The sequence below is a fragment of the Arcicella sp. GW458-12-2-14-TSB2 genome, from assembly GCF_059423785.1.
On sequence record NZ_JBWKYN010000165.1, the window covers coordinates 1 to 13,473 of the forward strand.

The 13,473-nt window shown below is 34.7% G+C and carries 14 protein-coding genes; all 14 read left to right on the forward strand.

The features are described 5' to 3' along the window. Positions 1-130: 130 nt before the first annotated feature. The gene (asnS, locus tag AC07XN_RS19260) at positions 131-1,561 is read left to right on the forward strand and encodes an asparagine--tRNA ligase (RefSeq protein ID WP_494744223.1); all 1,431 of its coding nucleotides are present in this window, start codon (positions 131-133) and stop codon (positions 1,559-1,561) included. A gap of 93 nt (positions 1,562-1,654) precedes the next feature. Continuing rightward, on the forward strand, positions 1,655-2,119 hold the full coding sequence (locus tag AC07XN_RS19265; protein ID WP_494744224.1) for a nuclear transport factor 2 family protein: 465 nt from the start codon (positions 1,655-1,657) through the stop codon (positions 2,117-2,119). A 573-nt stretch (positions 2,120-2,692) separates the two neighbouring features. Next, entirely contained in the window at positions 2,693-3,430 is a 738-nt protein-coding gene (locus tag AC07XN_RS19270) for a hypothetical protein (protein ID WP_494744225.1), read from the forward strand. A 190-nt stretch (positions 3,431-3,620) separates the two neighbouring features. After that, entirely contained in the window at positions 3,621-4,232 is a 612-nt protein-coding gene (locus AC07XN_RS19275; RefSeq protein WP_494744226.1) for a hypothetical protein, read from the forward strand. 48 nt (positions 4,233-4,280) lie between these two features. Next, a complete protein-coding gene (locus AC07XN_RS19280; protein WP_309921205.1) occupies positions 4,281-4,580 on the forward strand; it encodes a winged helix-turn-helix domain-containing protein in 300 nt (99 codons plus the stop codon). Positions 4,581-4,675: 95 nt separating this feature from the next. Then, the gene (creD, locus tag AC07XN_RS19285; protein WP_494744227.1) at positions 4,676-6,094 is read left to right on the forward strand and encodes a cell envelope integrity protein CreD; all 1,419 of its coding nucleotides are present in this window, start codon (positions 4,676-4,678) and stop codon (positions 6,092-6,094) included. Positions 6,095-6,277: 183 nt separating this feature from the next. Next, entirely contained in the window at positions 6,278-6,577 is a 300-nt protein-coding gene (locus AC07XN_RS19290) for a winged helix-turn-helix domain-containing protein (protein WP_494744228.1), read from the forward strand. 79 nt (positions 6,578-6,656) lie between these two features. Then, entirely contained in the window at positions 6,657-8,147 is a 1,491-nt protein-coding gene (locus tag AC07XN_RS19295) for a DUF4153 domain-containing protein (RefSeq protein ID WP_494744229.1), read from the forward strand. Beyond that, the gene (locus AC07XN_RS19300) at positions 8,144-8,557 is read left to right on the forward strand and encodes a hypothetical protein (protein ID WP_494744230.1); all 414 of its coding nucleotides are present in this window, start codon (positions 8,144-8,146) and stop codon (positions 8,555-8,557) included. Before AC07XN_RS19295 ends, AC07XN_RS19300 begins: the two co-directional genes overlap by 4 nt. Positions 8,558-9,034: 477 nt before the next feature. After that, positions 9,035-9,700: a DUF1361 domain-containing protein gene (locus tag AC07XN_RS19305; RefSeq protein ID WP_494744231.1), complete on the forward strand. Its 666-nt coding sequence runs from the start codon at positions 9,035-9,037 to the stop codon at positions 9,698-9,700. Positions 9,701-9,750: 50 nt separating this feature from the next. After that, entirely contained in the window at positions 9,751-10,080 is a 330-nt protein-coding gene (locus AC07XN_RS19310; protein ID WP_309921220.1) for a diacylglycerol kinase family protein, read from the forward strand. Positions 10,081-10,121: 41 nt separating this feature from the next. Continuing rightward, positions 10,122-10,958: a DUF4290 domain-containing protein gene (locus tag AC07XN_RS19315; RefSeq protein WP_309921222.1), complete on the forward strand. Its 837-nt coding sequence runs from the start codon at positions 10,122-10,124 to the stop codon at positions 10,956-10,958. A 78-nt stretch (positions 10,959-11,036) separates the two neighbouring features. After that, positions 11,037-12,344: a UDP-N-acetylglucosamine 1-carboxyvinyltransferase gene (gene murA, locus AC07XN_RS19320; RefSeq protein ID WP_309921225.1), complete on the forward strand. Its 1,308-nt coding sequence runs from the start codon at positions 11,037-11,039 to the stop codon at positions 12,342-12,344. A 256-nt stretch (positions 12,345-12,600) separates the two neighbouring features. After that, complete coding sequence (locus tag AC07XN_RS19325; RefSeq protein WP_494744232.1) at positions 12,601-13,395, forward strand: sterol desaturase family protein; 795 nt, start codon at positions 12,601-12,603, stop codon at positions 13,393-13,395. Positions 13,396-13,473 lie beyond the last annotated feature (78 nt).

A 13,473-nucleotide genomic window follows, 5' to 3' on the forward strand; every position in this document is an offset into this window, starting at 1 on the left:
ATTATAAACTATGAAAAATACCATCTAATTCGGTAATTGTAAGTAATTTTGAATTCTAGTAAATCAATAGTACGAGTGTTTTTTGTTTGTTGATAAACAAGCTAAAAATCAAAAATCCGAAATTATACCAATGCAAATCAAGCAAATTTTAGCAGAAGCCCAAGTTGGCCAAGAAATAACCGTAAAAGGTTGGGTAAGAACCAAACGTGTACAACCAAACGTAATTTTTATTAATATTAACGACGGCTCTGTAATTCATAATATTCAGGCTGTAGCTGAACCGGGTATTATTGAAGAAGAAACGCTTAAATTAATTACTACGGGTTCGTGCGTGGCCGTAACAGGTACATTAATAGAATCTAAAGGTTCGGGACAAAGAATAGAATTACAAGTAAAAACTGCTGTGGTGTATGGTACTGCCGACCCAGAGAAATATCCGCTTCAACCTAAAAAACACTCTTTAGAGTTCTTGCGCGAAATCGCTCACTTACGTCCACGTACGAATACTTTTTCTGCAATACTCCGTATTCGTCATTCATTGGCTTTTGCTATTCATAAATATTTTAACGATAACGGTTTCTTCTATTTGCATACACCTATCATTACGGGGTCGGATGCTGAAGGTGCGGGTGAAATGTTTCATGTTACTACCCTAGACCCTAAGAATCCTCCATTGAACGAAGACGGTACTGTAAATTATAAAGAAGATTTCTTTGGTAAAGAAACCAACCTAACCGTTTCTGGTCAGCTAGAAGGCGAATTAGGAGCCATGGCTTTATCGAAGATTTATACTTTCGGTCCTACTTTCCGTGCTGAAAATTCTAATACTGCTCGTCACTTAGCTGAATTCTGGATGATTGAGCCAGAAGTTGCTTTCTATGAATTGGAAGACAACATGCGTTTGGCAGAAGATTTCACAAAGTATGTTATTAAATATGCTTTGGAAAACTGTGCTGACGATTTAGCGCTTCTTGAAAACCGTTTGAAAGAAGAAGAGAAAACTAAAAAGGCAGAAGAGCGTTCGGAATTAGCATTAATTGAAAAACTTCGCTTTGTGATTGATAACGAATATGTAAAACTTACTTATACAGAAGCCATCCAGATTTTGTTATCATCAAAACGTCACAAAGAAGGTAAGTTCCAATACCCAGTTGAATGGGGCATCGACTTACAGTCGGAACACGAACGTTACTTGGTTGAGAAACATTTTAAGAAACCTGTTATCTTAACGAACTATCCAAAAGACATCAAGGCATTTTATATGAAGCTGGATGAGGACGGTAAAACTGTTCGTGCAATGGACGTACTTTATCCTGGTATTGGCGAAATCATCGGTGGTTCTCAGCGTGAAGATAATTACGAAAAATTATTACAACGTACTAAAGATGTAGGCATCCACGAAGATACGATTTGGTGGTATTTAGAAACACGTAAATTCGGTACAGCACCACACTCTGGTTTTGGTATTGGGTTTGAACGTTTGGTGATGTTTGTAACAGGTATGACCAACATCCGTGACGTAATTCCTTTCCCACGTACACCAAAATCAGCAGAGTTTTAATAGTTGTGAGTGAGTGAATGAGTGATTTAGTGATTATTTTTAGTAAATTAATCCTCAAATTATTCATTCACTTTGTCACTAAACAATACTGCTATGTTAAAAAAGACTATTTACTTTTTGTTTTTTCTCTTAAGTACCTCCTTTGCTGTTATTGCTCAAAATCCCGAAGAAAAAGCGGTCAAGGCTGTAGTAGTGCAACTTTTTGATGGAATGCAAAAGCATGATTCAACCATGATTAGGGCTACTTTTCATCCTTCTATCAGAATGCAGTCGATTGGCATAAACCGTAAAACTAATCTGATGGATTTGACCACCGAAGAAAATGCAGATGGTTTTATTAAACATATTGGTTCATTACCAGCCAATATACAAATAGAAGAAAGAGTATTAAGTTACGAAATCAGAATAGATGGAAACATGGCAACCGCTTGGACACCCTACGAATTGTATGTAAATGGCAAACGTCAACATTGCGGAGTAGATGCCTTTCAATTCTACAAAACCGAAAATGGTTGGAAAATTATTGCCTTGGCTGATACGCGTAGGAAATGTGAATAGAAGGAATTATAAGAATTTTAAAGGTCAGCCAATAAAGCTGACCTTTTTTAATTATTTTGCATCAGAAATATGAAATAGACTCGTCTGTTATAAGATTGTTGTTGAGGACCTCAACAAGAGCAAAATATCAATGGTATCTCCCTTTGATGAAACTAGTGTCAAGTTATTCCTTTCATCTTTCCTATTGGCTGAATTATATAATAGTATTATTAATTTTAACCTTTTAGGAAATTATAGCATTTTAATTGGGATTAATATAATATCACCCTCAATTTTTAACTCGTTACCTTTTACTTTGAAAGTTATAATCTTTAAACTTGTTTCCTCGGATGCACTTATTAGTACACCTATAATATTACAAAACACAACCTATTTTATTTCAAGTTGTATATTCTTCAGTACAACATTATTCATAGTGTTCAAGTGATGCTTGATTTCTTTACTTAATGAAATAAACATCTAGTTTTAGGGAGGTCGATTAATGGTACACTTTTATAATCAATCATGAGAAAAAGATTTTTAAACATAATTACTCTACTCACAAGTATTATAGGGCTGTCTATGTTTTCATGTATGGAAACCCCAAAAGACAATTTTATCATTGAAAAGATTTTGAATCAAGAAGGTAAAAAAATGTCCAAAATATTGGAAAAAAGATACTATAATTTTAACAGTAATATTTTGACGATAACCCAATTTAGTAGAGTTGGGTGCAACGTTATTGATTCTGCTAGATTCAGTTATAATAATAAAAATCAATTAATACTAAAGGAAAATTATGAGCCTTTAGAAGTAAAAGAGAAGACTTGTGAAACTATATCATATAAATTAAGAAATAAATATTCTTTTGAGTACGATTCGCACGGTATATTCCAGAATTATACAGATTCAAAAGGCAGAAAAAATAAAGAAATGCCTTTTTATTCTAAAACCCTCAACCTCAAAGATTCTTTAGGGCTTTTAAACGACTATCTACAAAACATTTATTTCGTAAAGAATACATTACCCAATAAAATAAGTTATTTAACTAACAATTCCTTTAGTTGTAAAACAAATGAAACAATTTATGGCATATTTTCTGAATATGGCATATCAAATAAGGAGATGCTAAGTTTAATAAATGTTACTATAAACGATAGTTTATTAATCCAAGATGAGTTTATATTTTCTAATTACTCTTTAAATAGGGAATATTATTATAACAATGATGACCTTCTAAAAAGTGTTATTGTAACTACTAGAATGATACCAAGTAAAAAGATAATACATATATCAGAAGAAAGGTTTTTGTTCAAGAACAATGTAAAATAAAGTCAACGCCAGAGTACCTAGTAAGGCAGAGTGTTAAAGTTACAGCTTGGACAATAATAAAATGTACGTTACTGCTTATGCCTTGATTATCATAAATCTTAATCTTCAATAAAATTTCAAAAATAAAATCAAAAAACATTTGGAATTTTATTTTTTTAGATTGTACTTTGCAATACAAAGTAATTTGAAAATGAATCAACACTTACAAGATATCTCTGAAATACGTTCAATGATGGAACGTTCCAGCCGATTTATTTCCTTTAGTGGATTATCAGGCGTATTTGCAGGCTCATTTGCCTTGATAGGTGCTTATTTGGCCTATCAAAGAATCCTGTCTGAGTATCCCACTAGCTACTTGAATTTACAAGACAATACCCCATTGTTAACATATATCGTGATTGACGGGCTCAGTGTTTTAACACTTTCGCTTAGCATTTCATTATATTTCAGTATCAGGAGTGCTAAACGCAGAGGGTTAAATATTTGGAGTAGTGCTTCTAAAAGGCTCTTTTCCAACATGGCCATTCCTTTGGTAGCGGGTGGTTTGTTTACCTTGATTTTACTAAAACATGCCCCGCATTTGATAGATGCTGCCACGTTGGTATTTTATGGTTTAGCCCTTGTGAACGCCTCTAAGTATACTTATGATGATATTCGATACCTTGGTTATATCGAAATCGTTTTGGGCTTAATTTGTGGTGTATTGGACGAATGGAAGCTTGGCTTACTATTCTGGGCAATTGGTTTTGGCGTACTACACATTGTTTATGGAATAGTGATGTACCGTAAATATGAATCTTGATTTGAAGATTTGATAATTGAATTCCTATAAATTATCAGATTGAACATTATGCAAACTATTATTTCTAACATAAATAAATCTTTTGAAAACCGCGTAAGGTTAGGTGTGATGTCTATCTTGATGGTGAACGATTGGGTAGATTTTAATGAATTTAAAGAGACGCTCAACGTTACTGATGGTAATTTGGCCTCGCATATTACTGCCTTAGAAAAAGAAAAATATATACATGTCAGAAAAGCGTTTATTGGCAAGAAACCCAATACATCATTTCAGGCAACTGTTGAAGGGAAACAGGCTTTTCAAGAACACCTGAATGCTTTAGAAGCGTTAATCAAAGGCTCTCTATAAAAAATTAGACGAATGGTATACATTCGTTTTTTTAAAATTTTACACTTTGAAATTCAAAGTAATTTGCAAAACACTATCTTAACTCGAATACTATCATGGAAACTCCAGAAAAACTATCACTTTTTGAACGCTTTAATAATTGGGTAAAAAGCTCAGTCATGCTAAAACTTTTTTCCATCTTCATCCTCATACTGTTATTGATGATTCCTTCTACCATGCTGGAAAGTTTGATTCATGAAAGACAAATAACCAGAGATATAGCTGAGGAAGAAATAACATCTAAATGGGGAAGTAATCAGACAATTGGTGGGGCAGTTATTACCATTCCCTACACCATCATTCAGGAAGATGATAACGGTAAAAAGTCAACTGTAATAGCATACGCTCATTTCTTGCCCGAACATCTTAACATTACGGGGAAACTGATTCCAGAAAAAAGATACAGAGGGATTTATGTAGTGATGCTTTATAATGCTCAACTCCATTTACAAGGCTTTTTCAAAAAGCCTAATGTAGAATTATTGAAAATTCCGAAAGAAAGATTTTTATTTTCTGAAGCTTTTATCTCTTTTGGAATAACCGATATGAAAGGAATCAAAGAAGCAATTAAGCTAAAAATCAATGGCATAGATACTGAAATGAATTCTGGCATTGAATCAAAAGATTTATTTGCTTCTGGGGCAAGTTGCCCCATTAACTTAGCAGCTGAAACAATCAATTTTGACGCTCAGATTAATCTAAACGGCAGTAAAGAGATTGACTTTTTACCCTTTGGGAAAACAACAAAGGTCACCATTGAATCATCTTGGGGAACGCCAAGTTTTGTAGGGGAATCTTTACCTGACGAACGCCAAATAACACAAAAAGGCTTTAAAGCTGTTTGGAATGAATTGCATCTAAACAGAAATTATCCTCAACAAGGAGTTGGAAATTTTATCGGCTTTGACGCAAACTATCAAGAGAGTAATCCTCACAACCACACAACCGTTGATTATTCAGACGGTGTAGCTACAAAAGTTACTGGCGAATTACAAAGTTCATTTGGCGTAAAACTACTTTTACCAGTGGATGAGTATCAAAAAACGATGCGTTCGACCAAGTATAATTTGATGTTTATTGTCATCACGTTTATCGCCTTTTTCTTCGTAGAAATTCTTAATCGAAAACGCTTGCACCCTATTCAATATCTTTTGGTAGGTTTTGCCATTTGTCTTTTTTATGTGCTTTTATTGGCAATTTCAGAACATCTTTCTTTCAATATTGCCTACCTAATCGGATGTATAACGATACTGACTTTGATTACGTTTTACACGCAAAGCATTTTCAAAAATTCACGCACTACCCTGATATTCAATGGTATACTTTCGTTACTCTATGGCTTTTTCTATTCATTACTACAGTTGGAAGATTATTCTTTACTATTGGGAAGTATTGGATTATTAATCATTCTGACGGTTGTGATGTACCTGACACGCAATATAGACTGGTATCGTGCTTACAATAATAAAGAATAATAGTTCTATGCAGGACAGTCTTGTCTGCTTAATTAGGCAAGCTGTCCATTTTTCTAAACAACATCATGAAAAATTTCAATCGAGTCTTAGCCATTATCTACGGCTTTATGATGTACCGTAAATATGAATCTTGATTGAAAGGTTTGATAATTGAGTTACTGTAAAATTATCAGATTGAACGTTATGAAAACTATTATTGCTAACATAAATAAATCATTTGAAAACCGTGTAAGACTAGGCATCATGTCCCTCTTGATAGTGAACGATTGGGTTGATTTTAATGAGTTTAAAGAGGCACTCAACGTTACCAATGGCAATTTGGCTTCTCATATTACTGCATTAAAAAAAGAAAAATATATAAAAATTAGAAAAGCCTTTATTGGCAAAAAGCCCCATACGTCATTTCAGGCTACTAACGAAGGGAAGCAGGCTTTTCAAGAACACCTATATGCTTTAGAAACATTAATCAAGGGCTCTGCTTAAAAAAACAGACGAATGATATGCATTCGTTTTTTAAAACTTTTTTACGTTCAACTTAAAGTAATTTGCAACTAAGGATATCATGAATACTAAAAAAATCTCGCTGGCACTCACCTCCCTTACATTCAGCTATATGTTTTATGAACAAACGGCTGGTATTAATTTCTTAGTTTTTACACTTGTAGTTATTAGCACGATGCTCATCGTTCGCCCTGTGTTATTAAATAATAAGACTTGGCTCATAGCTGTCAGCGGAAGTATTCTGTCGGCGCTTATGATTATTTGGCAACATTCTATGCTGGCTATCATTGCGAATGGTTTTTCTTTGGTTTTACTGATTGGTCTGAGCAATCATAGCCAAAGTTCGGTATATGTAGGCTTGTATAAGGGCATTATTACATTGGCGATGTCCTTTTTTAAAGCATTATTTGCAGGCTTAGATAAATATATTTTTCATCAATCTTCAAAACAGAAGAGTAGTTTTTCAATCAGTAAATCCGCAACTTTCTATGTATTTCCTTTATTAATCACGTTTGTTTTTTACTTGTTATATGCCTCTGCTAATCCTATTTTCCACAGCTACTTTCACTTTTCACTAGACTTTATTTCGGGGAAATACCTCCTCTTCTTAGGATTAGGAATCTTCTTAAGCTTTGGTTTTTACTATCAATTTTTGAGTGAAAGCCTCACCGAATGGGATGTTGCTCAACCAAATGTCTTAGTCAGAGTCAAGAGAAAAGTAAAAAGAAATTTTCAATTGACCATCCTGAAAATGGAAAATACAAAAGGTATTATTTCGCTTACGATGTTGAATTTACTTATCCTATTTTTCAACATTGTCGATTTTTCTACCATTTTTTCATCTCAGGCATTACCCGATGGCGTAAATCATTCTGAATATGTTCACCAAGGTGTAAACACCCTCATTTTCAGTTCCCTCCTAGCTATTTGCATTATTTTGTATTATTTCAGAGCCAACCAAAATTTCTATGCCAATAATCAATGGTTACAAAGGCTTTCTTATCTATGGCTTTTGCAGAATACTATCTTATTAACAGGCGTTATTTTCAAAAATCAACTGTATATCACCGAGTTTGGTCTGACTTACAAACGTATTGGTGTATATGTTTTCTTAATACTTTCTATGGCTGGTATCATCAGCACCTTCTGGAAAGTACACTATCGAAAAACACTTTGGTTTTTATTAAGAACTAATACATGGTTTGCGTATAGTCTATTGGTTATCAGCAGTTTTATCAATTGGGACAATGCCATTGCTCAATACAATATTCATACAGCCAAACAATTGGATGTAACCTATTTATTAAATCTCAGCGACAATACCTTACCAGCGATAAAGTCTTTACTAAGTAACTCCAAAGTCAATCTTAATACTAACGTATACAACTACGCCCATTTAAAAAATGATAATCATACCAGTTCTACACCTATTATTTCACAAAGAGCATTTATTCTACTCACATTAAAACGATTTGAGGATAATTACAAGACAAAACAATGGCAGTCTTGGAATTATGCTGATAATCAAATCTTTAAACAAATAAGCCAATGAGAAGGTTACTGGCGATTATTATTTCACCGTTGGCAGGGACTTTTGTGACTTTTACAACTATGCTTATTGATGAAGGCTCTTTCTATTTTGATTTGGAGTTTTTTAGTACGCTAGGTTATTTTAGTATAGTGCCAATATCTATTCAAATATTTTTCATCGAAGTTTGTTTAGCTATATATTCAAGTCACTTTAAACTCGACATGAAGGCCTATTCCTACTTTGCATTATTTTGTTGTTGTGCATTGACAACTTTCGTAGAATTAAAAATTTTTATAGACAAATCTCATTTAGATAAAATAATTGAGACGATAAGAGTTTTCGCCTTCTTTGTCGCCTATTCCATTGCCAATATATTTTGCTATTATCATATATATTTTAAACACCAAGAAAATAATCATGAAAACGTATAGTATCTACACCTATTATTTCTCAAAGAATATTTATGCTACTAGTAGTAAAATAATTTAAGCAGGATTACAAGACCTAAAGTGACAATATGACAAGGATTTCTAATGACCAAATTTTTAATCAAATGAGAATTCTGGCGATTTTCATTTCACCAATGGTGGGATGCATAGTAATTTTAAGAGACTTATTTGAGATATATGCATACGCTTATCTCATATCACTTATTATACAAATTTTATTAATTGAGTCTTCTTTATATATATATTCAGCATTTAGAGAGGTCAATTTAAAAACATATTTAGGATTAGCGATTATCTATTGTATGGCATTCACAATTTTATGTATCATACGACCAAGTCGACAATTATCCATCTCTGATTTAAATTGGATTATGGAAACATTCGGATTTTTTGCTGCATATTCTCTTGGTAATATATTTTGCTACTATCATTTATACTTTAAACATCAAGTAAATAATCATGAAGACGTATAGTATTTCTACTCGGAAAAAACAAGTGTTCATTAGCCTCGGCTTGATGTCGGGCATGGCCGTTGCCTTGTTTCTTTTTGAAGCTTTCTTTTTTCATAATATCTATTTAATAGGTATCAACTGGAACCTATTTCTCGCTTGGGTGCCAGTCTTCCTTGTACTTTACATGGAAAAACTGGTTTCCACCAACTTGAATCAGCCTATTAAAATACTGGCTTATAGTATTTTATGGTTGTTATTTTTCCCAAATGCCCCTTATATTATTACTGATTTGGTTCATCTTTATCCTTATACCAATAACGGCAGTTCATATTGGCATCATCAGATAATGATTTATACTTTTGCTTTTGTAAGTCTGATTTGTGGATTACTTTCTTTGTATTGGATTCAGAAAATATGGACTGCCTGTTTCTCGCAAGCCCTGAGTAGGGTATTTACTATTACTTCGATTGCTTTATCGGGCTATGGGGTATTTCTGGGCAGGATTGAACGCTTTAATTCATGGGATTTTTTCATTCATCCTATGCCTTTAGCCAAATATGTTTTACATTCGTTTGGCAATCCAACGGCTATTTTAATAACTTTTGAATTTGCTACTTTTATAGGCTTGGCATATTGCATGCTTTATAGCTTGATTCATTTGAATGACCAATAACTTTAACTAAGAATTATTAGATGATTGATTTTCGGAAATTTATAAGAAGTATGTCTTTTGCCATTCAAGGCATAGTTTCAATGTTTATTACTGAAAACAATGCCCGAATTCATCTTTTGGCCACTACCGTAGTAGTGTCAGCTGGTTTCTATTTTCATCTTTCCTCAAACGAATGGCTCTGGATTTTACTAGCTATTGCCTTAGTCTGGATACTGGAAGCCGTTAATACTGCTATCGAAACCTTGGTAGATTTAGTTTCTCCTGATTTTAACCCGCTGGCAGGCAAAGCCAAAGATATTGCCGCTGGTGCGGTGCTGATTGGTTCAATCTTTGCGATAATTGTAGGAATTATCATATTTATCCCTAAACTTTCGTTATAAATATTCATCTTGCTGAAAGTTTTAAGGCTTTCAGAAATTCATTGAATAAATATTCCTATTTTTGCCTTTTAGCAAGAGCCATTCACGACGAATACCGAAATCGTCCTTATTATATCATGAAAGAATACGGAACCAACGTCCAGAAATTAGTGAACCATATCCTAACGGTTCAAGATAGAGAGAAGCGTACCAAATATGCATATTTATTGGTTGAATTGATGCGTCAGGTTCACCCTAATATGCGCGATACGCAAGATTATACCAACAAACTTTGGGATGATTTATACATCATGTCTAAGTTCAAGTTGGATGTTGATAGTCCTTTCCCTCCACCATCGCCTGATGCGGTAGGTAAACTTCCTAAAACAGTGCCTTACAATACGCATCAATTGCGTTATCGCTATTATGGCCGTAATGTAGAATTGTTGATTGCCAGAGCTATTGCAGAAACAGACGATAATGAAAAACGTATCTTGGTTGCTCATATCGCGCGTTTGATGAAAACGTTCTATCAAAACTGGAATCGTGAAGTAGTAGATGATGAGGTAATCTGGGGACATATTTTAGAGATTTCTAACAATACCCTTGCTCCTATCGTCCATGCTATTTCAGGACATTCGTCGTTGGGCAATCTTCGTAATGCCAACAACCGCCCTACTCCGCCAAATACACACGTTAGTAGTAACAATGGTGGTAGAAATGATGGTCGTAATAATAACAGTGGAGGTCGTCAAAACTTTGGAGGAAGAAACGATGGCAATCGTAGCGGAGACCCACGCAACAACGGTGGTAGAAGCGATAATCGTAATAATAACAACGGCAGAAACGATAATCGTAACAATAATAATAACAACAGCAATAATAGAAACAGAAGATAGTTTGTGATGTAGGTATTTCAATATTATCGTTCCAAAATACTTATCTCAACTTTTAGATAGACAATACAAGGTTTAAACATGGCATCATTCAAAGTAACTGGTAGTCGCCAAATGAAAGGCGAAATTATTCCGCAAGGAGCAAAAAACGAAGCATTACAAATTTTGTGTGCAGTAGTATTGACAAAAGACCCTGTAACGATTCATAACATACCGAATATCAGAGATGTGAATCAATTAATCGACCTGCTAGGCGATATGGGTGTTCGTTGTACGCGCATTGCAGAATCTTCGGTAAAATTTGATGCCTCAGAAGTAAACCTTGATTACCTAAATTCAGAAACCTATAAAAGAAAAGCTGCTGCTCTCCGTGGTTCTGTAATGTTGCTAGGACCAACATTGGCACGTTTCAAAAAAGGCAGAATTCCTTCACCAGGGGGAGATAAAATTGGTCGTCGTCGTTTAGATACCCACTTTTATGGTTTTATGAAACTGGGTGCAAAATTCAATTATAGCCAAGATGAAGGTGGAATTTATGAAGTAGATGCCTCGCAACTGAAAGGTGCTTATATGTTGTTAGACGAAGCTTCTGTGACGGGCACAGCCAATATCGTAATGGCGGCAGTATTAGCAGAAGGTACTACTACGATTTACAACGCTGCCTGCGAGCCTTATTTGCAACAGCTTTGTAAAATGTTGAATAGAATGGGCGCCAAAATATCAGGCGTAGGGTCTAATTTATTAACGATTGAAGGTGTTGAATCGTTGACAGGTACAGAACACACCATGTTGCCAGATATGATTGAAATTGGGTCGTTTATCGGTATGGCTGCTATGACGCAATCAGAAATCACCATCAAAAACTGTTCTGTTCCAGATTTAGGCATTATTCCTTTGGTTTTCCAAAAATTGGGTATTAAACTAGAAATCAGAGGTGACGATATTTATGTTCCTTCTCAAGAACATTATGAATTAGAAACATTCATTGATGGATCTATGCTTACCGTTTCTGACCATCCTTGGCCGGGTTTCACGCCCGATTTACTAAGTATCGTATTAGTAACTGCTATTCAAGCAAAAGGAACGGTATTGATTCACCAAAAAATGTTTGAAAGCCGTTTGTTCTTCGTTGATAAATTGATTGAAATGGGGGCTCAGATTATCCTTTGCGACCCACACCGTGCTACTGTAGTTGGATTAAATCGCCAGCAACAGTTAAGAGGCATCAGAATGACGTCTCCTGATATTCGTGCAGGGGTATCGCTTTTGATTGCAGCAATGTCGGCAAAAGGTACTTCTATCATTGAAAACATCGAGCAAATAGACAGAGGTTATCAAAACATTGATACGCGTTTGAATGCTATCGGTGCTGAGATTGTAAGACTTTAAGCATTTTTCAGTGAGTGATTTAGTGAGTTGTGAATTAGTGATTACTTGTACTATCATACAGCTACCGACAGCCGATGACCGACAGCCTAAAGCAAACCAAACCATAAATGTCCGAAAGCTGAAGACCGACGGCTGACAGCCTAAAGCTCAAAACTCATAGCTCATAGCTCATAGCTCATAGCTCATAGCTCATAGCTCATAGCTCATAGCTCAAAACTTTTTAAAACATTTTTCGGTTCAATAAAGTTGAAATAATATGATACCAAACGTATTTAATATCAACTTTGCTGAACCGATTGTTTTTTTGTGGCTATGTATTGTCATATTTGCCATAGTGGTCTTTCGTTACTTTTTGTTGGCAAGTATTTTTCACCTTTATTTCTATATTTGGAAATCAAAAACGTGGGAAATTAGAAAGCTCAATAAAAAGCAATATCCGCCTGAACAATTCCGCAAAGAAATATTTTGGTCATTACTCACCGCCTTGATTTTTTCAGTTATCGGAGCTTTTACAGCCGTGCTTTGGCAACAAGGACATACGGCTATTTATTTGGATATTAATGCCTTCCCACTACTATGGTTTCCTGTCAGTATTCTACTATCAATGTTTATTCATGAAACGTACTATTACTGGGTTCATCGTTGGATGCACCAACCCAAAGTTTACAAAATAGTACATCATGTCCATCATGAAAGTAAAATTACATCAGCTTGGACGGCCTTCTCGTTCCATCCCATCGAAGGTATTTTAGAAGCCCTGATTATGCCATTGATTGTAATTTTGCTACCCATGCATATTTATGCTATTTTGATTCATTTAACCATCATGACCATCACTGCGGCCATTAACCATTTAGACATTGAAATTTATCCTAAAAATATCGTTGGCAACCAGCTGGGCAAATACATGATTGGTGCTACACATCACAGTCACCATCATAAATATTATCGCTACAATTATGGCTTATACTTCACCTTTTGGGACAAGATAGGCAAAACTGAAAGCCCAAATTTTGTAAAGGAGTTTGACGAGAGGAAGGAAATTCAGTAGAAAGCGCTGTTAAACACGAATGCCACTCACTAGCGAGGAACTTAAGTTCCTCGCTAGTGAGTGGCATTCGTGTTATAT

What these genes read in the sequence shown, in the direction of transcription:
- asnS (WP_494744223.1), top strand. Translation starts at nt 131, where the DNA reads ATGCAAATCAAGCAAATTTTAGCAGAAGCCCAAGTTGGCCAAGAAATA.
- AC07XN_RS19265 (WP_494744224.1), top strand. Translation starts at nt 1,655, where the DNA reads ATGTTAAAAAAGACTATTTACTTTTTGTTTTTTCTCTTAAGTACCTCC.
- AC07XN_RS19270 (WP_494744225.1), top strand. Translation starts at nt 2,693, where the DNA reads ATGGAAACCCCAAAAGACAATTTTATCATTGAAAAGATTTTGAATCAA.
- AC07XN_RS19275 (WP_494744226.1), top strand. Translation starts at nt 3,621, where the DNA reads ATGAATCAACACTTACAAGATATCTCTGAAATACGTTCAATGATGGAA.
- AC07XN_RS19280 (WP_309921205.1), top strand. Translation starts at nt 4,281, where the DNA reads ATGCAAACTATTATTTCTAACATAAATAAATCTTTTGAAAACCGCGTA.
- creD (WP_494744227.1), top strand. Translation starts at nt 4,676, where the DNA reads ATGGAAACTCCAGAAAAACTATCACTTTTTGAACGCTTTAATAATTGG.
- AC07XN_RS19290 (WP_494744228.1), top strand. Translation starts at nt 6,278, where the DNA reads ATGAAAACTATTATTGCTAACATAAATAAATCATTTGAAAACCGTGTA.
- AC07XN_RS19295 (WP_494744229.1), top strand. Translation starts at nt 6,657, where the DNA reads ATGAATACTAAAAAAATCTCGCTGGCACTCACCTCCCTTACATTCAGC.
- AC07XN_RS19300 (WP_494744230.1), top strand. Translation starts at nt 8,144, where the DNA reads ATGAGAAGGTTACTGGCGATTATTATTTCACCGTTGGCAGGGACTTTT.
- AC07XN_RS19305 (WP_494744231.1), top strand. Translation starts at nt 9,035, where the DNA reads ATGAAGACGTATAGTATTTCTACTCGGAAAAAACAAGTGTTCATTAGC.
- AC07XN_RS19310 (WP_309921220.1), top strand. Translation starts at nt 9,751, where the DNA reads ATGTCTTTTGCCATTCAAGGCATAGTTTCAATGTTTATTACTGAAAAC.
- murA (WP_309921225.1), top strand. Translation starts at nt 11,037, where the DNA reads ATGGCATCATTCAAAGTAACTGGTAGTCGCCAAATGAAAGGCGAAATT.
- AC07XN_RS19325 (WP_494744232.1), top strand. Translation starts at nt 12,601, where the DNA reads ATGATACCAAACGTATTTAATATCAACTTTGCTGAACCGATTGTTTTT.